Source organism: Pseudomonas kairouanensis, from assembly GCF_004682055.1.
GTDB lineage: Bacteria > Pseudomonadota > Gammaproteobacteria > Pseudomonadales > Pseudomonadaceae > Aquipseudomonas > Aquipseudomonas kairouanensis.
The window spans coordinates 99,397-120,218 of the sequence record NZ_QUZU01000012.1; the positions used below are offsets into that span (position 1 = coordinate 99,397).

Sequence of the window (20,822 nt, forward strand, 5' to 3'; positions counted from 1 at the left end):
CACTTCGAGAAACCCCGCCAACGCGTAGGCCCCAAGAAGCGTGTTTCATAAAAGGGCGTGGATTCTAACGAAAAAACCCGCGCCAGGCGCGGGTTTCTTCTAAACGGGCTGCCTTGCTTACAAGCGCTGCAGATCCCGCTGAGCCAACTGGGCAGCCGAGGTACCCGGATACTGGGCCACGACTTGCTGCAGAATGCCTTTGACCTTGTCGGTATGACCCAGGCGGCGCTCTACGTCAGCGAGTTTGTACAGCGAATCCGGCACCTTGGCGTGCTTGGGGTACAGCTGGCTGACCTTGGCAAATGCCTGGCCCGCGCCCTGTAAATCACCCTTGGCCAGGTTGACCTCGCCCAACCAGTATTGGGCATTGCCCGCGTACTGGCTGTTCGGGTAGCGACCGAGGAATGCGGTAAAGGCCTTGCTGGCCTTATCGAAGTCCTTGGCCTTGATCAGGTCGAAGGCTGCATCGTAATACAGCTTTTCCTTCGCCGGATCACCCGGTTCACTGCTGGCGGCAGGGGCTTGGCTGGCAGCTGCCCCCGCTGCTGCACCACCGGCAGCGGCACTTGGCGCGCCACCGGCAGAAGAATTATCAGGAGTTGCGGCAGGTTGAACGCCGGCTCCAATGCGTCGATCAAGATCCTGGTAACGCTCCAGGCCTTCTTGCTTGAGCTGGTTTACTTGATTCTGCAGAACTTCAATGGTGCCTTGTTGCTGCGCCAATTGATCCTGCATGCGTTGCAACTGGTTGAACAGTTCGCCCTGTGCCGAGGGGGCGGACGTAGCCGCCCCCCCAGCATAGGCGCCGTTCGTGCCATAACCCGCTGGCGGATAACTGCTCCCGCTATTGTTATAGCCAGAGTTGCTATCTTCCACAGGAACCGCAGCCCACACCGCAAGCGGTGCGAGGCTGAGAGCCAATACAGTTAGAGCACGACGGCACGTTCGCATGACGAATTACTTACGCAGTTCGACGCGACGGTTTTGAGCCCAGGACTGCTCGTCGTGGCCAGTAGCAACTGGACGCTCTTTACCGTAGGAAACCAGTTCCAGTTGGCCTGGAGCAACACCTTGCAGTACCAGGTAGCGCTGAACGGCTTTCGCACGACGCTCGCCCAGTGCCATGTTGTACTCACGAGTACCACGTTCGTCGGTGTTACCTTCCAGAACAACGCGAGCGCCGTTAGCTTTCAGGTCCTTCGCGTGAACGTCCAGAGCGCGCATGGCTTCTGGTTTCAGGTCCGAACTGTCGTATTCGAAGTAGAAAGTGGTGATAGCGCGCAGAGCAGCTTCTTCGCTCAGGGAGCCGTCAACTGCACCAGTGTTAGCGCCGTAACCAGCGTTTGGATCAACAGCTGCGCCTTCACCGGCATTGTCGCCGCCTTTAGACGAGCAACCAACGGCTACGGACAGAGCCAGAGCCAGAGCAGCAAACTTACCAAACTTCAGCATTTCCATCGTGAAACTCCTAATGAACCCCAGTGTGTTAAGTACTTCTTTTTGTAGCGCCGCGTCAGTTCAGGTAAGGGGACCAGGATGGTTCTCTGACTTCGCCTTGAGCGGTAGGAAGTGGGAGCCTTACGCGTCCATTAATGGATACGAGCATCAAGACTCCCCGGCCCTGCTGGCGGGTGGCGTAGATTACCATGGTGCCGTTGGGCGCAACAGTGGCTGACTCATCAAGGTTGGTATCTGTAAGGATTTTTACCGTTCCACGCTGCAAATCCTGGGCCGCAACCCGGAAATTAGTGAAACCATCCTGACGGTGAATCATCACCAACGTCTTTTCATCAGCCGAAAGTTTAGGGTTGGCGTTGTAGTTGCCGATAAAGGTGACGCGTTCCGCACCCCCACCACCAACACTCGCCTTGTAGATTTGTGGTTTGCCGCCGCGGTCGGAGGTAAAGAAGATGGTCGAACCATCCTTGCCCCAGAACGGTTCGGTGTTGATACCTGGACCACTGGTTACCCGAGTGATTGCACGGGAAGCCATGTTCATCACGTAGATATCCGGGTTGCCGTCCTTGGACAGCACAAATGCCAGGCGCGAACCATCCGGCGACCAGGCTGGCGCACCGTTGAGGCCTTCGAAGTTGGTGATCTGCTCACGACGACCGGTATCGATGTGCTGGACAAAGATACGCGGACGCTTCTGCTCGAACGACACGTAGGCAATACGCTTGCCGTCCGGCGCAAAACGTGGCGACAGGATTGGCTCACGCGATTGCAGCAAGGTCACTGCACGCGCACCGTCGTAGTCCGAACGCTGCAAGGTATAACGCGTGTTGTCTACCGAGAAACGCTCAGCCGTTACGTACAGCAGGCGTGTCGAGAACGCACCCTTGATACCGGTGAGCTTTTCAAACGACTGGTCCGAGATGTAGTGGGCCATGTCGCGAATTTGTTCAGCCGTGCCCGATACGCTGCCGGTCAGAACCTGCTGCTCGGTGGCCACGTTGAACAAGGTGTACTGGATCTGCAGGCGGCCGCCGGCTGGCACGATATTGCCGACCATCAGGTACTGCGCGCCTACGGCTTTCCAGTCACGGAACACGACTTCGCTGGCCTGGTTCGGCTGGCTGATCATGTTGCCTTTCGGAATCGGCGCGTAGTAACCGGAGTTGCGCAGGTCGTCGCTGACGATCTGGGCCATGTCGTCCGGCAACACGCTACCGCCCTGCCAGCCGAACGGTACTACCGCGATCGGGGTGGCCCGATCACTACCGCTGGTGACCAGAATGTTCTTTTCATCTGCCGCCGCTATCCCTGCCATACAGCAAATAACGACAAGCATTCCTCGAAGAAGGTTTCTCACAAGGCTAGATCCTCAGGTGTGAATGTCATCTTGAATGAACGATAGGGAGCGAAGTCGCTTGGTTTCATTCCCTGCATCTCGGTCAACCGGCCAATGTTCTTGACCGCGGCAACCGCTGAACTGTCAAACGATCCATCGCCACTGCCTTTGGCCACGGTGACGGAAGTCACGGTGCCGTCCGGCAACATGCCGATCTGCAGTACGACGGTCATGCCTTTGCGTGCCGAAGGTGGACGTGTCCAGCCTTCTGCTGCCCGTGCCCGGATCAGGTCGTCGAAACTGCCCGCGACTTCATCACCACGTTCATCGGCCAAGGCTTGCTGACGCTGCGGCGTGTCGGAGAGCAAATCTGCCAAGGCCTGGGCCTTTTTCTCTTCGGCGGATTTGCGTGCTGCTTCCTGGGCCTTTTTCTTGGTGGCGTCGGCGGCAGCTTTCTTCTTCGCGTCGTCGGCGATTTTCTTCTTCGCCTCGTCTGCTTCAGCTTTTTTCTTGGCGTCTTCGGCGGCTTTCTTCTTCGCGTCTTCGACAATCTTTTTCTTGGCGTCTTCAGCGGCCTGTTTCTTGGCCTCTTCTTCGGCAGCCTTCTTGGCTTCTTCTTCAGATTTCTTCTTGGCTATATCAGCCAATTGTTTCTCTTCGGCTTTTTTCGCTTCGGCAGCTTTCTCGGCTTTCTTGGCTTCATCAGCCTTTTTCGCCTCGTCAGCCTTCTTGGCTTCGTCAGCCTTTTTCGATTCCTCGGCCTTTTGAGCCGCCTCTTCTTTCTTTTGTTCCGCAGCAGCCTTCACCGCTTCCTGCTCGACCTTCTTCTGTTCCATCTGTTCGACTTCAGTCTGGCGCGCAGCCGACTTCTGGGCCTCACCCGCAATCTTCTGATTGGTCTGGGTGGTGGCCTGACTTTTCGATTTCAGCTGATACAGGGTCGCCTGCACGATCGGCTTGGCTGGCGGCAACTCCGGGGTCATGGCAAAGCTGACGAACAGCATGCCAAACACCAGTACGTGCAGGGCAATTGCCCAGACGCTAGGCCAGAAGTAGCTTTCCGAGGCGGACGGCTCTCGCTGTTGCTGCATCAGGGCGCCTCGGTAATCAAGCCAACGTTACCGACGCCGGCCTTCTGCAGCCCGCCCATGGCACCCATGACGGAGCCGTAGTCGACCGCCTTGTCACCGCGGATGAAGACCTGGGTGTGCTTGCCGCCTTCGTTGCCCGAGCGAATGATCTTGGTCACCGCATCGGTCATCGCCGGCAGGGTCAGGGCCTTGTCCTGTTGCTTCTGAGTGTCGACTTCGCTGCCAAGGTTCCAGTAATAGGTCTTGTCGGACTTGATCGAAATGGTCAACACCTGGGTGTTGTTGTCCTGGGGCAAGGCTTCGCTGGAAACCTTGGGCAGATCAACCTTCACACCCTGGTTGAGCATTGGCGCGGTCACCATGAAGATAACCAGCAGCACCAGCATCACGTCGATGTAAGGCACTACGTTCATCTCGGCGACCGGCTTGCGCTTGGTTCGAGCTCGAGTGATTAAAGCCATCGGGGAGTACCTGCTTATTCTTCGCTGGTGTGCACTTTACGGTGCAGGATCGCCTGGAATTCATCGGCGAAGGTGTAGTAACGGCCAATCAGGTTTTCGCCACGAGCGGCAAAACGGTTGTAGGCGATGACTGCCGGGATAGCGGCGAACAGGCCGATCGCGGTGGCGATCAGGGCTTCGGCGATACCCGGGGCCACGGTGGCCAGGGTGGCTTGCTGGGCCTGGGCCAGGCCACGGAAGGAGTTCATGATGCCCCATACGGTACCGAACAGGCCGATGTACGGGCTCACGGAGCCTACGGTGGCGAGGAACGGCAGGCTCTGCTCCAGCTTCTCTTCTTCGCGGGAGATGGCAACACGCATGGCACGGGCCACGCCTTCCATCACTGCTTCCGGATCAACACCTGGCTGCTGGCGCAGACGGGAGAACTCCTTGAAGCCAGCACGGAAGATCTGCTCGACGCCCGAATCCGGGTCCGGGTTGCTGCCCGCCTGGCGGTACAGCTTGGACAGGTCGATACCCGACCAGAAGCGCTCTTCAAAGCTCTCCAGGGCACGTCGACCGGCACGCAGCAGGTTGCTGCGCTGAAAAATCATGACCCAAGAGGTAACCGATGCGGCTACCAGGGTCAGCATGACCAGTTGAACCACAACACTGGCATTGCTGACCAGGCTCCACATGGAGGAATGGTCGACGACGGTAGGTTCCACGCTAAATCTCCTGCTTTGATTGTTTACCCGCGCCGCTTACGCCGGCAAAGGCCGCACGTAGAGCTTCGGGAATGGCCCGGGGTTTCAAACTATTGGTGCGCACACAGGCCACCAGGAACTGCCCCTCACAGAGCAGCGTTGCATCCGTTGCCCGCCTGACCTGCTGTTTGAAGCGCAGGCTGACACGGTTCAATTCGATTACTTCAGCGCTTACCAACAACTCGTCATCCAACCGCGCCGGCGCGTGGTAGCGCGCCTCGCTGGAATGCACGACGAACAACAGGTCCTCCCGTGCCAACTCGGACTGGGCAAAGCCCAGCTCCCGTAGCCGCTCGGTTCGAGCCCGCTCCATGAACTTGAGGTAATTGACGTAATACACGATGCCGCCAGCATCGGTGTCCTCGTAATAAACGCGACAGCGATGTGCGAACGACTGATCCCCGTTTTGCGCGCGCATACTCTAGTGCTTACTCCTCAGGTTGCCAATCCGGCTGGGCAACTGTTTTTTCATTCTCGAAAAACACATCCAGTAACTGAATGACGACGCCAGCCACTAGGACAGCACAAACCTCGAATAAATCAGCAGACGTTAAGCTTTTAATCGTCCACTGCATCGAGGAATTCGTCTACCACGGGCATCTCGCCCAATCGTGACGGAATGTTTAACCCAAAGTGCAGATAGGCATGGCGCGTCACCACTCTCCCCCTTGGGGTGCGCATGATGTAACCCTGCTGGATCAGGTACGGCTCCAGCACATCTTCAATGGTATGGCGCTCCTCGCTGATGGCTGCGGCCAGGCTGTCGACGCCCACCGGGCCACCGTCGAACTTTTCAATCATGGTCAAGAGTAGACGTCGATCCTGATGATCGAAGCCGTGTTCATCCACGTCCAACAGGTTCAACGCCAGGTCGGCGACGGCCTTGGTGATATGCCCTTTTGCCCGCACTTCGGCAAAGTCGCGCACACGGCGCAGCAGGCGATTGGCGATTCGCGGCGTGCCACGGGCGCGGCGGGCGATTTCAAACGCGCCTTCCGGGTCCAGAGGCAGGCCGAGAATGCTGGCCGAACGGCCGACGATGGTCGCCAAGTCTGCAGTGCTATAGAACTCTAGACGTTGAACAATGCCGAAACGGTCTCGCAGCGGGTTGGTCAGCATGCCTGCGCGCGTGGTGGCGCCCACCAGGGTGAAGGGCGGCAGGTCGAGCTTGATGGAGCGCGCCGCCGGGCCTTCGCCGATCATGATGTCGAGCTGAAAGTCTTCCATGGCTGGGTACAGTACTTCCTCGACGATCGGCGAGAGCCGATGGATCTCGTCGATAAACAGCACGTCGTGGGGTTCAAGGTTGGTCAGCAGCGCTGCAAGATCCCCCGGCCGCTCCAGCACCGGACCGGAGGTGGACTTGATCGACACGCCCATTTCCTGGGCAATGATGTTGGCCAGGGTGGTCTTGCCCAGCCCCGGCGGGCCGAAGATCAAGGTGTGGTCCAGGGACTCACTGCGCCCGCGCGCGGCCTGGATGAACAGTTCCATCTGCTCGCGCACGGTGGGCTGGCCGATGTATTCGGCCAGGCTCAGCGGGCGAATGGCGCGGTCCTGGACTTCTTCACGGTCGCGCGGGCCGGTGGCCGCGATCAGACGATCAGCTTCAATCACTTAAATCATTCCCTTCAGGGCTCGGCGGATCATGTCTTCACTGCTCAGGTTCTTGTCCTTGATGGCCGACACGGCCTTGCTGGCCTCCTGAGGCTTGTAGCCCAGGGAAATCAGCGCACTCACGGCATCGCTTTCGGCGCTGGCGACTTGAGCCGCCGGCATGTCCGGCTGGTTCGGCACCAGGGCAAACATGCTTGGTACGACCTCCCAGGCCTTGAAGCGGTCCTTGAGTTCTACCAGCAGGCGCTCGGCGGTCTTCTTGCCAACACCCGGCACCTTGGTCAACGCTGAGGTGTCCTGGGCCGAAACGGCGCGCACCAGCTCATCCACTTCCAGGCTCGACATCAGCGCCAGCGCCAACTTGGGTCCTACGCCGTTGAGGCGAATCAGCTCGCGGAAGAAATCGCGGTCGCGCTTGCCAATGAAACCATAGAGTAACTGTGCGTCTTCGCGTACCACCAGATGGGTATGCAGGGTCAGCGGTTCGCCGACCGACGGCAGGCGATACAGGGTGGTCATGGGCACTTCCAGCTCATACCCCAACCCGTTTACATCCAGAATCAGGTGCGGCGGCTGTTTCTCAGCCAGGGTGCCGCGCAAGCGTCCAATCACGGTTCAAATCCTTAAAGCTTGAGGGTCAGTTCAAGGCCTGACCGGGAATAACGATTGCGCTGATGCTATCAGAGACGCAGCCGCCCGCCACGACTGCGTGCCGTGCCCAGGCCGTGGGGCAACAGGCTGGACCGCGTGTGGGCATGGCAAATGGCGATGGCCAGGGCGTCGGAGGCGTCGATTTGCGGCTTTGAGGTGAGCTTGAGCATGTGCATGACCATCATCTGCACCTGCTCTTTGTTGGCGGCACCGGTGCCGACCACGGCCTGTTTAACCTGGGTCGCGGTGTATTCGGCGATTTCCATGCCCTCTTCGGCGCCCGCCACGATGGCAGCGCCACGGGCCTGGCCAAGCTTCAGCGCCGAGTCCGCGTTCTTGGCCATAAACACCTTTTCGATGCCCATGGTCACAGGCCCGTAGGTCTGGATCACTTCACGCACGCCGCGATAGACGATCTGCAGGCGCTCGGCCAACTCGCCCGCGCCGGTGCGGATGCAGCCCGAGGCGACGTACACACAGCCCCGCGGGGTCTGTTGCACCACGCCAAAACCGGTGATGCGCGAACCGGGGTCGATACCTAGGATTAAAGTCATAACGCCTGCGGTTTTATGGATTCACATAGATCCAATGTGGGAGGGGGCTCGCTCCCGATAGCGGTGGGTCAGTCAATTCATGTGAGGCTGACACACTGCAATCGGGAGCAAGCCCCCTCCCACACTGGATTTTCATCGCGCTTAAGTTAGCTGTTCGGCAACGGATTCGGGGATGTCAGCATTGGAATACACGTTCTGCACATCATCCAGGTCTTCGAGCATGTCCAGCAGCTTCAACACCTTCTGCGCACCGTCCAGGTCCAATTCGGCACTGGTGGTCGGCAGCATCACGATTTCGGCGTCGGTACCTTTGAAACCAGCGGCTTCCAGGGCATTACGCACAGCGTAGAAGCTGGCAAACGAGGTAAATACATCGATGGAACCGTCTTCATTGGTCACCACATCGTCGGCGTCCGCCTCCATCGCGGCCTCCATCAACGCATCTTCATCGGTACCCGGCGCGAAGGTGATCTGCCCCTTGCGTTCGAACAGATAGGCCACCGAACCATCAGTACCCAGGTTGCCACCGCACTTGCTGAACGCATGGCGCACGGCCGCTGCGGTGCGGTTGCGGTTGTCGGTCATGCATTCGACCATCACCGCCACGCCGCCCGGGCCGTAGCCTTCGTAGGTCAGCTCGACCATGTCGTCGGTATCGGCAGCGCCGGCACCACGGGCCACGGCGCGGTCGATGATGTCGCGGCTCATGTTGGCGCCCAAGGCCTTGTCCAGCGCCAGGCGCAGGCGCGGGTTGGAGCCGGGGTCACCACCACCCTGACGGGCCGCAACGGTCAGCTCGCGAATCCACTTGGTGAAGATCTTGCCTTTCTTGGCATCCTGACGCTCTTTGCGGTGCTTGATGTTCGCCCACTTGGAATGGCCAGCCATAACACAACTCCGAAATTCTGTAGAAACCTTGATCAACCCCGCCCCAGGCGGGATGTAGTCCTTTAACGCAAAGGCGCATCCGAAGATGCGCCTTTTTAGACTGCGTAAACCTCAGTGCGCTTTCACGCAGCAGCCTTACTCAGCCTTCGGCGTCTCGCGCAGGCGGATGTGCAGCTCGCGCAGTGCCTTGGCATCCACCACACCTGGAGCCTGGGTCATGACGTCCGCAGCACTCTGGGTTTTCGGGAAGGCAATCACTTCACGGATCGACTGGGCGCCGGTCATCAGCATCACCAGGCGGTCCAGGCCAAAGGCCAGGCCACCGTGGGGCGGTGCACCGTACTTCAGGGCGTCGAGCAGGAAGCCGAACTTCTCTTCCTGTTCCGCTTCGTTGATGCCCAACAGGCGGAACACCGCTTGCTGCATCTCTTTGCGGTGGATACGGATCGAACCACCACCCAACTCAGTACCGTTGAGCACCATGTCGTAGGCACGGGACAACGCGCCTGCCGGGTTGGCTTCCAGCTCGGCTGGCGAGCACTTCGGCGCGGTAAACGGGTGGTGCAGGGCGCTGAAGCTACCGTCGTCGTTCTCTTCGAACATCGGGAAGTCAACGACCCACATCGGAGCCCATTCACAGGTCAGCAGGTTCAGGTCGTGACCCAGCTTGATCCGCAGCGCACCGAGGGCTTCGCTGACGATCTTGGCCTTGTCGGCGCCGAAGAACACGATGTCACCATCAACTGCACCCACGCGATCGAGGATCGCGTTCAGGTTGTCCAGCGGGATGTTTTTAACGATTGGCGATTGCAGGCCATCCACACCGTTGGCGCGTTCGTTGACCTTGATGTACGCCAGGCCCTTGGCACCGTAGATGCCGACGAACTTGGTGTAGTCGTCGATCTGCTTGCGCGGCATGCTCGCGCCACCCGGTACGCGCAGGGCAGCGATGCGGCATTTAGGGTCGTTGGCCGGGCCGCTGAACACCTTGAAATCGACTTCCTTGAGCTGGTCGGCAACGTCTACCAGTTCCAGCGGGTTACGCAGGTCTGGCTTGTCGGAACCGTAGCGGCGCATGGCTTCTTCGAAGGTCATGTGCGGGAAATCGCCGAATTCCAGATCCAGCACTTCCTTGAACAGGTTGCGGATCATCTGCTCGGTCAGGCCCATGATCTCTTTTTCATCGAGGAAGCTGGTCTCGATGTCGATCTGGGTGAATTCAGGCTGGCGGTCAGCGCGCAGGTCTTCGTCACGGAAGCACTTGGCGATCTGGTAGTAACGGTCGAAGCCGGCCACCATCAGCAGTTGCTTGAACAACTGCGGCGATTGCGGCAAGGCGAAGAACGAACCGGCGTGGGTACGGCTCGGCACCAGGTAGTCACGCGCGCCTTCCGGGGTAGCCCGGGTCAGGATTGGCGTTTCTACGTCCAGGAAGCCGTTTTCGTCGAGGAAGCGGCGGATGCTGGTGGTCATGCGCGAACGCAGGCGCAGCTTCTCAGCCATTTCCGGTCGACGCAGGTCCAGGAAGCGGTAGCGCAGGCGGGTTTCTTCACCTACGTCGGAGTATTCGTTGAGCGGGAACGGCGGGGTTTCCGACTCGTTCAGTACTTCCAGCTCGTAGCCCAGCACTTCAATGCCGCCGGAGGCCATGTTCTTGTTCACGGCACCGGCCGGACGCAGGCGCACCTTGCCGGTGATCTTCACGACGTATTCGCTGCGCACGCGGTCGGCGGCGGCGAAGCTTTCGGCGCGGTCCGGGTCGAACACCACCTGGGCCAGACCATCACGATCACGGATATCGAGGAAGATCACCCCGCCGTGGTCGCGGCGACGGTGAACCCATCCGCAAAGGGTGATTTCCTGACCTTCCAGGGTCTCGTTCAGTTGGCCGCAATAGTGGCTGCGCATCATGGTAGTGGTTTCACTTCTCGTAATTCGAAATTCGGTGGAGGCCCGCCTCGTCACCGTACATTAAAGCAGGGGACGGATAATGCAGGAGCCTGCGCGTAGAGTTCAACTCAGTCTGCTTTGTCGCCGCCCGCCAGATTCTTCTTCGAGCCGGTCTTGAAGTCGGTCTCGTACCAGCCGCTGCCGCTCAGGCGGAAGCCCGGCATGGACAACATCTTCTTGAGTTCCGGCGCCTGGCAGGCCGGGCAATCGACCAGCGGCGCTGCGCTGATCTTCTGAATGGCTTCCAACTGATGACCACAGGAAGCACATTGATAGTCGTACATGGGCATGGCGATGTCTCGGCGATCAGAACGTTACTGCGCCACGCCTGTTCCGGGGCAACCCCGGCATGCGCAGCAAAGCGCGGGATTATATCTGGTAAATCGAGGCAGCGCAGCCGGCTTTCTGCCCGGCGCCTTACCCTCCTGGACGGTGGGCCGGCGCCGGGACCGCCTGAGGGGTCAGGGTTCGACCCGACCTTTGAGCAGGTGAACAACACAGACCACCCGCACCAACCCGCTGAAGTTCTTCACACCGCCATAGCGCAGGTGCACTTCCCGATCCACATAGGAGAGCAACGCACTGACGGAACAGGCGTTGAGCCGGGCGATTTCCGTGAGGATATTCCAATAAATCTGCTCCAGCCGCAGACATGTGGAAAACCCATTGAGCCTGACCGATCGGGACAATGGCCTGGCCAACCCCATATCGAACCCTTTGACAAAAGGATCGACTTTCAACTTATGAAAACCACCGGTTTCCATCACTCCACTACCCACTGCGCGAGACATACACCTGACACTCCATTGCCAAACAGCAGTCCATGGGGCCTCCCATTGGACGATAGCGCTATAAAACCGCAGGCAAGCAGGCGCAGCCAGAAGACGGGGCGTTGATCGGCGTAGGACAACGCCAGCAAATGCGCGGAAACAAGCGAGCGGCGCCAGGACGGCGCCGCTGCGGGCTGAGGGTTATTGGTTTTCGAGCAGGGAACGCAGCATCCACGCGGTTTTCTCGTGAATCTGCATGCGCTGGGTCAGCAAATCGGCCGTGGGCTCGTCACTGACCTTGTCGAGCAACGGGAAAATACCCCGCGCGGTACGCGTGACCGCCTCTTGGCCCGCGACCAGTTGCTTGATCATTTCCTCGGCGCTGGGCACGCCCTCCTCTTCCTTGATGGACGAAAGACGCGCGTAGATCGAATAGGCACCCGGTGCCGGGAAGCCCAGGGCACGGATACGCTCGGCAATGGAGTCAACTGCCAGCGCCAGTTCGTTGTACTGCTCTTCAAACATCAAGTGCAGCGTACGAAACATGGGGCCTGTGACGTTCCAATGGAAGTTGTGGGTCTTGAGGTACAACACATAGGTATCGGACAGCAGCCGTGACAGGCCATCGACGATGGATTTACGGTCTTCTTCACTGATACCAATATCGATTGCCATGTTTTTCCCCTTCAATTGACGTGCATTCATTGATCAGGTGCAGAACCACTCTAGCAAGAGAGCCGGTTACGCGCCGCTGGATACAGACCTGGCGGTGGGTAATGTAGGAATTTTCCCCAAAAAACCAATAAAAGCACCCGCACCTGTCTAGGACAAGCGTTTGCCATAGAAATGCCCTCCCCCTTGCAAGCCCCGTAAATGCTTGATTTGAGTAGGCACAGCCTTTGCTGTTAAATAGGCGGCGTGTCACTGCCGTTACTTTTCGCGCCAGCGCCATAGGCTGATACCCGTGCACGTGCCCAACGCCTTCAATTGTTCAGAAGCGAACCGTGCCCGTCAGCTCTTCCTTGTGATCCGTCTAAACGTGAGTTAATCAAAATGTTGAAAATCGTCCACCTGCTAACGGGCGTTGCAGCTTTGCTGCTGTCCTTTATACCGAGCTTGCAACAGGGAAGCCCTCCCTACCTGGAACAACACGACGCTCTGTACCTGGCCTTGTTCGGCCTTCTTAACCTGACGCTGGCACCGGTCATTCCTTACTGGAACAAAGGCACACGTCATCAACTGCAAAACCTGGTCAGTGCGCTGCTGGTGCTGACTGTTGTCGTACAAACCCTCACCCTCCTGGCACCCATGCCTGAAGTCGGCGGCCACCCGGCCATCCTGCTCAGCCTGGTGATCGCTGTAGTGGCCATCGTTCTTCACCTGGCCATCAGCTTCTACCGTTCGTCCCCTGCGGCCTCGTCGCAAACCTACGACATGACCAATCGGGATACCGGTACCGTCAAGTGGTTCAACACCTCAAAAGGCTTCGGCTTTATTTCCCGTGATTCGGGCGACGATATCTTCGTCCACTTCCGGGCCATTCGCGGCGAAGGCCATCGTGTCCTGGTGGAAGGCCAGCGCGTGGAGTTCTCCGTGATGAATCGCGACAAAGGCCTGCAGGCCGAAGACGTGATTGCTGCACTGCCGCGTCGCTGATCCCAGCCTCGCAAAAAAAACCGCGATCCGGCGTTGACTGGATCGCGGTTTTTTTATTGCACGCACATGGGTCAATAGTGCGGCGGCGGTGCTTCTTCTTCCGACGTTTCGAACTGGCCGCCCATCTCTTCCTGGCGCTTGAGCAGCGCAGTCATCTGCAACTGCAGGCGCTCGACGGCCCGTTGCTGGGCAACCAGGATGTCATTTAGGGTCTCAATGGTGTCGTCCTGGAAGGCCAGACGGCTTTCCAGGTCGGTGACGCGGTCTTGCAAATCCATGATTCAGCCCTGGGTGAAGATAAAGTCGGGGGGCAGCAATTCCCGCAGGCGTTCGCGCAGGGCGCTCACTTGCTCGTCGCTATAAGGTTTGGCCGGATGCTTGCCCCACACAGGTGCCGGCCAGGCGGCGTCGTCACGTTTGCGCACAATCACATGCACATGGAGTTGGCTGACCACGTTGCCCAAGGCACCGATGTTCATCTTGTCGGCCGCCAGCCCTTCATTGAGCAATTGCGCCAAGGCCGTAGTCTCTTGCCACAGCCGCTGCTGGTCGGCGACATCCAGCTGAAAGACTTCGCTGATACCGTTGATGCGCGGTACCAGGATGAACCAGGGGTAGTTCGAGTCATTGGACAACAGCAGGCGACTCAGGGGGAAATCCCCCAGCACCAGCGTGTCGTGTTGAAGGCGTTGGTCTAAAGCGAACACCGCAGGCACTCCGTTCGGCAGGTCAGGTTCAAGGCCACCAGCATACCTGCGAATCGCCGAGGCTTCACGCCAGTCGCCGCGCGCCTGGGCAAGGCAAGACGAAAAAAAGCGCACCATTTAGAGACAAGCGTTTTTTTGAACTAGGCTCATTGACCAATCCCCCTGTCATTCACCCGACCCTTAATGAAAAACAGGCACGCGAGCCGCGATGCAGAGGCCTCAGCAAATAAGGCATTACGCCATTACCGAACCCCAAGGCGCTCGAAGGGACTGCACCAAAATGACCCACTTGCGCCTCAAAGAGATCCGCCGATTACCCACTGACCGGGGTGAACGGGTAACGTTTTTCCCACGGGCTGTATTTATGGACCACCAAACAGGCACGGCAAAGAGGCGTCAAGGCCAAACCAATCGGCGTAAAAACCCCGTGCTTATGCGGTTTTTACAAACTCATGACGTTTTTCACAAAAAAATGACATTCGGTTACCGGTTTGGGCGCGCTTGTTGCATTCATCCCCACATCGTCGGCAACGGCACCCACAAGGAAGCAGGTGTTTCGCGATGAAAAACAACAGCGGTTCAATACGCACCATGGAAGACTTGAAACTTTGAAAGTGACGCCGGCGGCGTTCTTTTAATGATTTAAAACAGTATTGAAGTTGTCAGCCTCGTTACAGTGAGGCTGTGAAATTGCGACACGGACATAGCAATTTACGACTGGCTCGTAAAGAAGCTGAAAGGAAAGTTGGTCAAGTATCGCCAATATTGTCAGCGTGATATAACTTTGCGCCGACACAAAAAGAAAGAGCCGCCCAGACAAAAATACAGGTGGGACGGCAGTACTCTTCCTAAAACCAAAGGAGCAAATCACGATGCGCGTGATGAAGTGGAGCATGATCGCCCTGGCTGTTTCAGCAGGCACCTCGCAGTTCGCAATGGCGTCCGCCCAGGACGATTCCAAAGGCTTTGTTGAAGACAGTACTTTCGGCATCAATACTCGCGCTCTGTACTTCAGCCGCGACTATCGCAATGAGCCAGGTGGTGACGGTTACACCATCATCAACGGCAAACGTCAAAGTCGCTCCGAAGAAACCGGCCTGGGCTTCAACGCCTTGTACGAATCGGGCTTCACCCAAGGCACCATCGGTGTGGGTGTCGATGCAATCGGTTTGTTGGGCCTCAAGCTGGACAGCGGCAAAGGCCGTACGGGCACAGGCCTGTTCCCTCAAGGCTCCGACGGTCGCTCCCAGGATGATTACTCCAAAGGCGGTGCAGCCATCAAATTCCGTATCTCCAATACGGTATTGAAGATCGGCGACCAATACACCACCGCACCTGTATATGCCTCTGACGACAGCCGCCTGCTACCGGAGCTGCCACAAGGTATTTCGATCACCAGTACCGAAATCAAAGGCCTCAAGCTCGAAGGCGGTCACTTTACCTCCAGCGTCGCACAAGACCAGACCGACCACGACAGCCTTGGCCTGAAGAAAACCGACTTCGTCGGCGGTGTCTACGCGTGGACTCCTGAGTTCACCACCAGTCTGTACTATGCGAAGACCGAAGATTACTGGCGCAAATACTACGCCAACGTCAACTGGACCCACGCGTTGAGCGATGACCAATCCCTGGCGTTCGACTTCAACATCTACGACACCAAAAGTGAAGGCGCAGGCCTTGTACGTGCCGCCAAAGACGACACCACCAAGCTCGATAACCGCGCATTCAGCTTGCAGGGTGCTTACACCATTGGTGCACACACCTTCACTCTGGCAGCCCAGAAGGTCTCCGGTGACGGCCAGTACGGCTACGGCGTAGACGGCGGCGGTACAGTATTCCTCGCCAACTCCGTGGCGCGTTCCGACTTCTTCGCCGAAGGCGAGAAGTCGTTCCAGGCTCGCTATGACATCAACATGGCTACCTTCGGTATCCCAGGCCTGAGCTTCATGACTCGCTACGTACACGGTAGCGGCGCAAATACCGCCCTGACCTCGAACGGTAAAGAGTGGGAACGCGACATCGAAGCCAAGTACGTGATCCAGTCCGGTCCTGCGAAGGATCTGAGCCTGCGTCTGCGTCAAGCCACTTACCGTTCCAGCGATGCGGTCTACTACAACTCTCCGTCCTTGGACGAACTGCGTCTGATCGCGCAATACCCGCTGAACATCCTGTAATCGAGCATTTGGTTACAACGATGACTTAAGGTTTCGGCCTTAAATAAAAAGCCGCCCCCTTGTAAACAAAGGGGCGGCTTTTTTATTGCAGTATTATTTCTGTCAAAAAATAACTAGCAAGCTAACTAACGAGATTGCAAACAGCTTCCATTAGCTGACCTGTCAGCCAAGTCTCAAGCAATTATTTTTCCGCTGTTTCCTGCATGACACGGATAACCCGCTGTGGAAACGGAATATCAATACCCGCCTCTTTCAAACGGTCGCGTGCAAGTTCGTTCAACATGAACACCACATCCCAATAATCCGAGGTCTTGGTCCAGCAGCGCAGGGAAACAGTAATAGAACTGTCCCCCAAGGTTGAAACCACTGCCACGGCAGCCGGATCCGTCAACACGCGCGGGTCTTTGGCCAGCGCCAACAACACCTCACGGGCTTTCTGCAGGTCCGCTTCATAGTCCACACCTACATCAAACACGACTTTGCGGGTTGGCTGACGGTTGGTGTTGGTGATGATGCCGTTCGAAAGACTGCCATTGGGAATGATGACGGTCTTGTTGTCACCGGTGCGCAGCACGGTGTGGAAGATCTGGATGCTGTCGACGGTGCCGGAAGTGCCCTGGGCTTCGATCCAGTCACCAATGCGGAACGGGCGGAACAACAAGATAAGGACGCCACCCGCAAAGTTCGCCAGGCTGCCTTGCAGAGCCATACCAATGGCCAGGGTAGCAGCACCAATGGCAGCCACGAATGAAGTGGTCGCCACGCCAATCATCGAGGCCACGTTGACCACAAGCATGATTTTCAGCGCGATGTTAGCCAGCTTGGTGATGAAGTGTTGCAGCGCCGTATCCGCGTTGCGCAGAGCCAGCAAACGCCCCACTCGACCAGTCAAGACGTTGATCAGCCACCAGCCGATGACCAGCGTGAGGACGGCCAGCAAAAAACGGCTGCCGTACTCCATGATCATCGGAATCCAGGACTGTGACGTCTTGATCAAGTGATCCATTTCAGCGTTCATATCCATCTACTTTCTCCTGTGTAACGCAATTGAACACCCATTAACGCAATTGAGCCCCGAAGGGCTCAATGGAGGGCGCAGGTTCTGGGGCGTGGGACGCCAAAAAAAACCCCAGGTTCCCCAAATGGCCATCAGTCGCGGAAGTTATTGAACTGCAGCGGCATGTCGAAGGTCTTGGCGCGCAGGGCCGCGATGGCCTCTTGCAGATCATCACGCTTCTTGCCGGTGACGCGAACCTGTTCACCCTGGATGGCGGCCTGGACTTTGAGCTTGGCATCCTTGATGTGAGCGACGATTTTCTTCGCCAGCTCCTTGTCGATACCTTCCTTGAGCACGGCTTCCTGCTTCATCAGTTTGCCGGAGGCGTAGGCGTCCTTGATTTCAAGGCACTGCGCGTCAATCTTGCGCTTGACCAGCGACAACTTGAGGATCTCGATCATCGCTTCCAGCTGGAAATCGGCTTCAGCGGTCAGGTTGACGGTCAGTTCCTTTTCCTTGAATTCGAAGCTGCCCTTGCCTTTCAAGTCATAGCGACGGTCCAGTTCCTTGACGGCGTTCTCGACGGCGTTGGTGACTTCGTGTTTGTCCAGTTCGGATACCACGTCGAACGAAGGCATGTCATTTCTCCAATATAAGGGGCGGGCTCAGTAGAGATGGAGCGCGCCCGAGCTAAAATGCCGGGGCATTATAGCGGTTCTTTCGCCGCGTTCACTGCGCGCGACCCTAAGGAGCACAAACAGATGTCGACCACCTGGCACATTCTTGGCGCAGGCAGCCTGGGCACACTCTGGGCGGCGCGCCTGGCCCGGGCCGGCGTGCCCGTGCGTTTGATCCTGCGCGACAAGGTTCGCCTGGCCAGCTATCAGGCAGCACCGGGCCTGACCTTGGTGGAACAGGGTGTGGCGCATACCTACCCGGTAATCGGCGAAACGCCTGATAGCCCGCAACCCATTCGCCGACTGCTGGTGGCGTGCAAAGCCTACGACGCTCAAAGCGCGATCGCACAGTTGCAACACCGGCTGGCACCGGACGTCGAGCTGATTTTGTTGCAGAACGGCCTTGGCAGCCAGGACGCGGTAGCTGCGCAACTGCCGCAAGCCCGCTGCATCTTTGCCTCCAGCACCGAAGGCGCCTTTCGCGACGGTGATTGGCGCGTAGTGTTCGCCGGCCATGGCTATACCTGGCTGGGGGACGCGAGCCACCCGACCCCTGCGCTGTGGCTGGACGACCTGCAGGCCGCCGGTATCCCCCACGAATGGAGCACCGACATACTGACCCGCCTGTGGCGCAAGCTGGCACTCAATTGCGCGATCAACCCGCTGACCGTGCTTTACCAATGCCGCAATGGCGAACTGCAAGCCCACCAATGCGAAGTGGCCACCCTGTGCGCCGAGCTCGCGCAGCTGCTGGAATACTGCGGCCAACCCGCCGCCGCCGCAGACCTGCAGCACGAAGTGGAACGGGTCATCCACGCCACCGCCGCCAATTACTCCTCCATGTACCAGGATGTGGCCAACGCCCGGCGCACCGAAATCAGCTACCTATTGGGCTATGCTTGCCAGGCGGCCACCCGTCACCAACTGAACCTGCCGCATTTGCAACAACTGCAAGTCCGCTTGGTCGAGCAACTGCTTGCACGCGGATTGCCCCACGACTGAGCCACGCGCTACCCTGCCCGCCTGTCTATCACCTGGGAAAGCCCTGATGCCGTTGCGCCAGCGTCTTGAAAATCTACCGGTAGGGCAGAAACTGCTGGCCGCCCTGCTGGTACTGTTGACCACCGTCTTGCTGGTGGCCAACCTCACCTTTATCAGTGCCGCCTACTGGATCTCCCAGGAAAGCATGGCCCCCCAGGCCCTGCAGGCCATCGGTCGCCTGGTGTCCAACCCGGCTCTCGCCGCCGAGGCCCTTGAGTCGCCGGCCAAGGCCGACGCCTTGCTCAATGAGCTGACCAGCTATTCCCCCTTACGCGCCGCCGCCCTGTACGACGGCGATGGCAACCGTCTGGCGCAGATGCAACACGGCGACCGCCTGCACCTGCCCGATACCTATAAACATATCGAAGCCTGGCGCGTCACCGAGTTTCGCAGCAACCAGATCATCACCCTGCCCCGCGCTGGCCAACCATCCGGGCATCTGCTGCTGGTAGCCAGCAGCGAACTGCCAGTAGCGTTCTATACCGGCACGTTGACCGCCAGCCTGGGCATCCTGATTTTCAGCGTGCTGCTATGGCTGATCATCGCCCGCCAGATCAAACGCCTGATCACCCGCCCCATCCATGAACTGGAAGAACTGTCGCGCCAGGTCACCCGCGAAGAGAACTACGCCCTGCGCGCCGGCCGTGGCAACCACGATGAAATCGGCAGCCTGGCCGAAGCCTTCAACACCATGCTGTCACGCATCGAAGCCCGCGAGCAGCAACTCAAGCGCGCGCGGGACGACTCCCAAGCCGCCTACGACCAGGCCCAGGGCCTGGCCGAAGAGACCCGCCACACCAACCGCAAGCTGGAACTGGAGGTTCAGGTACGCAGCAAGATCGAGAAAAAACTCACCGGGTTCCAGAACTACCTGAACAGCATCATCGACTCCATGCCCTCGGCACTGATCGCCCTGGATGAACAGCTCTACGTCACCCAATGGAACCAGGAAGCCAGCGCGCTCTCCGGCACGCGCCTGGACGAAGCGCTTAACCAGCCGATCTACCTGGCGTTCCAACCGCTCAAGCCGTACCTGCCGCAAATCCGTGCCACCGTCGAGCAACACACGGTGGAACGCATCGAGCGGGTCACCTGGATCAAGGACGACGAACCCAAGCATTACGCCCTGACCTTCTACCCACTGATGGGCGGTGCCGGGCGCGGCGTGGTGATTCGTATCGACGACATTACCCAACGCCTGTCCCTTGAAGAAATGATGGTGCAGTCAGAGAAAATGCTCTCCGTGGGCGGGCTCGCTGCTGGCATGGCCCATGAAATCAACAACCCGCTGGGCGCAATCTTGCATAACGTGCAGAACATCCGTCGCCGCCTGTCCCCCGAATTGCCGAAAAACCTGGAGCACGCCGAACAGGCGGGCATCGAGCTGGACATGGTCAACCGCTACCTGCAAAGCCGCGAAGTCCCGCAACTGCTCGACGGCATCCAACAGGCTGGCGCGCGGGCAGCAAAGATCGTCACCCACATGCTCAGTTTCAGTCGTCGCAGCAATCGGCAGATGGCCCCGTGCGACCTGCCCGCCTTGATCGACCAGGCGGTCGAGATCGCCGGAAACGACTTCGACCTGGCCATTGGCTTCGACTTCAAAGGCCAGGCGATCACCCGCCAGTTCGACCCACGACTCGGCCCGGTGCCAGGTACCGCCAATGAGTTGGAACAGGTGCTGCTCAACCTGCTGAAAAACGCCGCCCAGGCGATTCACCTGCGCGGCGACGACAGCGAGCCGGGGCGCATCGTCCTGCGCACTCGCCTCAACCCGCCATGGGCAGAGATCCAGGTTGAGGACAACGGCATCGGCATGAGCGAAAACGTGCGCAAGCGCACCTTCGAGCCATTCTTCACCACCAAGGAAATCGGCCAGGGCACCGGGCTTGGGCTGTCGGTGTCGTATTTCATCATCACCAACAACCACAAGGGCCAGATGGAAGTGCACTCCACCTTAGGCCAAGGCACATGCTTTACCCTGCGCCTGCCCTTGGCCGGCAGCCAACTGCCACCTTACGAACTCACCCAACTGGAGCAATGAC

The 20,822-nt window shown here is 58.5% G+C and carries 23 protein-coding genes; 4 read left to right on the top strand and 19 right to left on the bottom strand.

The window, feature by feature from the left end; genetic code table 11:
- Positions 1-117: 117 nt before the first annotated feature.
- The 15 genes from ybgF to DYL59_RS12565 form a co-directional block, all read right to left on the bottom strand.
- Positions 118-951 carry a tol-pal system protein YbgF gene (ybgF, locus tag DYL59_RS12495; RefSeq protein ID WP_135289451.1) on the bottom strand — a complete coding sequence of 278 codons (834 nt, stop codon included), beginning with the start codon at positions 949-951 and terminating at the stop codon, positions 118-120.
- Positions 952-957: 6 nt separating this feature from the next.
- Positions 958-1,458: a peptidoglycan-associated lipoprotein Pal gene (gene pal, locus DYL59_RS12500; protein ID WP_003209827.1), complete on the bottom strand. Its 501-nt coding sequence runs from the start codon at positions 1,456-1,458 to the stop codon at positions 958-960.
- 55 nt (positions 1,459-1,513) lie between these two features.
- Positions 1,514-2,794: a Tol-Pal system beta propeller repeat protein TolB gene (gene tolB, locus DYL59_RS12505; protein WP_193557548.1), complete on the bottom strand. Its 1,281-nt coding sequence runs from the start codon at positions 2,792-2,794 to the stop codon at positions 1,514-1,516.
- Positions 2,795-2,811: 17 nt separating this feature from the next.
- A complete protein-coding gene (tolA, locus tag DYL59_RS12510; protein ID WP_135289453.1) occupies positions 2,812-3,885 on the bottom strand; it encodes a cell envelope integrity protein TolA in 1,074 nt (357 codons plus the stop codon).
- Positions 3,885-4,337 (bottom strand): protein TolR, encoded by a 453-nt coding sequence (tolR, locus tag DYL59_RS12515; protein WP_161634127.1) that lies wholly within the window; start codon positions 4,335-4,337, stop codon positions 3,885-3,887. Before tolR ends, tolA begins: the two co-directional genes overlap by 1 nt.
- A 23-nt stretch (positions 4,338-4,360) precedes the next feature.
- Positions 4,361-5,056: a protein TolQ gene (gene tolQ / locus DYL59_RS12520; RefSeq protein WP_010208111.1), complete on the bottom strand. Its 696-nt coding sequence runs from the start codon at positions 5,054-5,056 to the stop codon at positions 4,361-4,363.
- Position 5,057: 1 nt separating this feature from the next.
- Positions 5,058-5,513 carry a tol-pal system-associated acyl-CoA thioesterase gene (ybgC, locus tag DYL59_RS12525; protein ID WP_135289454.1) on the bottom strand — a complete coding sequence of 152 codons (456 nt, stop codon included), beginning with the start codon at positions 5,511-5,513 and terminating at the stop codon, positions 5,058-5,060.
- Between the two features lie 140 nt (positions 5,514-5,653).
- Complete coding sequence (gene ruvB, locus DYL59_RS12530) at positions 5,654-6,712, bottom strand: Holliday junction branch migration DNA helicase RuvB (RefSeq protein WP_135289455.1); 1,059 nt, start codon at positions 6,710-6,712, stop codon at positions 5,654-5,656.
- Positions 6,713-7,324: a Holliday junction branch migration protein RuvA gene (gene ruvA / locus DYL59_RS12535; protein WP_016973269.1), complete on the bottom strand. Its 612-nt coding sequence runs from the start codon at positions 7,322-7,324 to the stop codon at positions 6,713-6,715.
- A 68-nt stretch (positions 7,325-7,392) separates the two neighbouring features.
- On the bottom strand, positions 7,393-7,917 hold the full coding sequence (ruvC, locus tag DYL59_RS12540) for a crossover junction endodeoxyribonuclease RuvC (protein ID WP_016975450.1): 525 nt from the start codon (positions 7,915-7,917) through the stop codon (positions 7,393-7,395).
- Positions 7,918-8,058: 141 nt separating this feature from the next.
- Entirely contained in the window at positions 8,059-8,805 is a 747-nt protein-coding gene (locus DYL59_RS12545; protein ID WP_135289456.1) for a YebC/PmpR family DNA-binding transcriptional regulator, read from the bottom strand.
- A 135-nt stretch (positions 8,806-8,940) separates the two neighbouring features.
- Positions 8,941-10,716: an aspartate--tRNA ligase gene (aspS, locus tag DYL59_RS12550; protein ID WP_021491234.1), complete on the bottom strand. Its 1,776-nt coding sequence runs from the start codon at positions 10,714-10,716 to the stop codon at positions 8,941-8,943.
- 107 nt (positions 10,717-10,823) lie between these two features.
- Complete coding sequence (locus DYL59_RS12555) at positions 10,824-11,045, bottom strand: FmdB family zinc ribbon protein (RefSeq protein ID WP_010208103.1); 222 nt, start codon at positions 11,043-11,045, stop codon at positions 10,824-10,826.
- 171 nt (positions 11,046-11,216) lie between these two features.
- Entirely contained in the window at positions 11,217-11,546 is a 330-nt protein-coding gene (locus tag DYL59_RS12560; protein WP_135289457.1) for a ribbon-helix-helix domain-containing protein, read from the bottom strand.
- A 180-nt stretch (positions 11,547-11,726) separates the two neighbouring features.
- Positions 11,727-12,200, bottom strand: coding sequence for a Dps family protein (locus tag DYL59_RS12565; protein WP_020302708.1), 474 nt, complete (start codon positions 12,198-12,200; stop codon positions 11,727-11,729).
- A gap of 378 nt (positions 12,201-12,578) precedes the next feature.
- On the opposite strand from DYL59_RS12565, the gene DYL59_RS31880 reads away from it, so the two are divergent.
- Positions 12,579-13,181 carry a cold-shock protein gene (locus DYL59_RS31880; RefSeq protein WP_025854767.1) on the top strand — a complete coding sequence of 201 codons (603 nt, stop codon included), beginning with the start codon at positions 12,579-12,581 and terminating at the stop codon, positions 13,179-13,181.
- Between the two features lie 71 nt (positions 13,182-13,252).
- Here DYL59_RS31880 and DYL59_RS12575 read toward each other — a convergent pair whose 3' ends face one another.
- Positions 13,253-13,459, bottom strand: coding sequence for a SlyX family protein (locus DYL59_RS12575; RefSeq protein ID WP_027605535.1), 207 nt, complete (start codon positions 13,457-13,459; stop codon positions 13,253-13,255).
- A gap of 3 nt (positions 13,460-13,462) precedes the next feature.
- Positions 13,463-13,888, bottom strand: a complete 426-nt coding sequence (locus tag DYL59_RS12580) for an HIT domain-containing protein (RefSeq protein ID WP_135289458.1) — start codon at positions 13,886-13,888, stop codon at positions 13,463-13,465.
- A gap of 872 nt (positions 13,889-14,760) precedes the next feature.
- On the opposite strand from DYL59_RS12580, the gene DYL59_RS12585 reads away from it, so the two are divergent.
- Complete coding sequence (locus DYL59_RS12585) at positions 14,761-16,062, top strand: OprD family porin (RefSeq protein WP_135289459.1); 1,302 nt, start codon at positions 14,761-14,763, stop codon at positions 16,060-16,062.
- Positions 16,063-16,243: 181 nt separating this feature from the next.
- Here the strand turns inward: DYL59_RS12585 and DYL59_RS12590 are convergent, their stop codons facing one another.
- Together DYL59_RS12590 and DYL59_RS12595 are read right to left on the bottom strand one after the other, a co-directional pair.
- Positions 16,244-17,086 (bottom strand): mechanosensitive ion channel family protein, encoded by an 843-nt coding sequence (locus tag DYL59_RS12590; RefSeq protein ID WP_135289460.1) that lies wholly within the window; start codon positions 17,084-17,086, stop codon positions 16,244-16,246.
- Between the two features lie 125 nt (positions 17,087-17,211).
- A complete protein-coding gene (locus DYL59_RS12595; protein WP_003175814.1) occupies positions 17,212-17,697 on the bottom strand; it encodes a YajQ family cyclic di-GMP-binding protein in 486 nt (161 codons plus the stop codon).
- Between the two features lie 123 nt (positions 17,698-17,820).
- Between DYL59_RS12595 and DYL59_RS12600 the strand changes: the two genes are divergently transcribed.
- Positions 17,821-18,738 (top strand): putative 2-dehydropantoate 2-reductase, encoded by a 918-nt coding sequence (locus DYL59_RS12600; RefSeq protein ID WP_135289461.1) that lies wholly within the window; start codon positions 17,821-17,823, stop codon positions 18,736-18,738.
- Positions 18,739-18,784: 46 nt separating this feature from the next.
- Complete coding sequence (locus DYL59_RS12605; protein WP_135289462.1) at positions 18,785-20,821, top strand: sensor histidine kinase; 2,037 nt, start codon at positions 18,785-18,787, stop codon at positions 20,819-20,821.
- Position 20,822: the final 1 nt, after the last annotated feature.